General features: G+C 58.2%; 1 protein-coding gene. It reads left to right on the forward strand.

The features are described 5' to 3' along the window. Positions 1-975, forward strand: a 975-nt coding sequence (gene psbA / locus ACVWY8_RS13785) for a photosystem II q(b) protein (RefSeq protein ID WP_457395671.1), incomplete at its 5' end; no start/stop codon positions are given. Positions 976-1,040: the final 65 nt, after the last annotated feature.

The following is a 1,040-nucleotide window of genomic DNA, read 5'->3' on the forward strand; positions in this document are numbered from 1 at the left end:
GGCTGGTTTGGGGTGCTGATGATTCCCACCCTCCTGACTGCCACCACCTGCTTTATCATCGCCTTCATTGGGGCTCCGCCGGTGGACATTGACGGCATCCGCGAGCCCGTTTCCGGTTCCTTGCTGTACGGGAACAACATCATTTCTGGGGCTGTAGTGCCCTCTTCGGCAGCCATTGGCCTGCACTTTTACCCGATTTGGGAAGCCGCCTCACTGGACGAGTGGCTGTACAACGGCGGTCCGTACCAGCTGATTGTGCTGCACTTTTTGATTGGGGTGTTCTGCTACATGGGACGCGAATGGGAGCTGAGCTACCGTTTGGGGATGCGGCCCTGGATTGCGGTGGCTTACTCTGCGCCCGTGGCAGCGGCCACAGCAGTGTTTTTGATTTACCCGATTGGGCAGGGGTCGTTCTCGGATGGGATGCCCCTGGGGATTTCGGGGACCTTCAACTTCATGCTGGTGTTCCAGGCAGAGCACAACATCCTGATGCACCCGTTCCACCAGCTGGGCGTGGCTGGCGTGTTTGGGGGTGCGCTGTTTAGTGCCATGCACGGGTCGCTGGTGACCTCGAGCCTGATTCGGGAGACCTCGGAAGAGGAGTCTCAGAACCTGGGGTACAAGTTTGGGCAAGAGGAAGAGACCTACAACATTGTGGCGGCGCACGGGTATTTTGGCCGGTTGATTTTCCAGTATGCGTCGTTCAACAACAGCCGGAGCCTGCACTTTTTCCTGGCGGCTTGGCCGGTGATTGGGATTTGGTTTACGGCGCTGGGGATCAGCATCATGGCGTTCAACCTGAACGGGTTCAACTTCAACCAGTCGATTGTGGACAGCAACGGTCGAGTGGTTGGGACGTGGGCTGATGTGTTGAACCGTGCCAACCTGGGGATGGAAGTGATGCACGAGCGGAATGCGCACAATTTCCCGCTGGATTTGGCGGCGGTGGAGGTAGCGCCTGCGGTGCGTGGCTGATGGCCTGACCTGACGCTTCAACAGCATTGGTGGATCCCCCAGCTTGGTCTGGGGGATTTTTTTGT

The organism is Thermostichus sp. OS-CIW-32 (assembly GCF_054060415.1).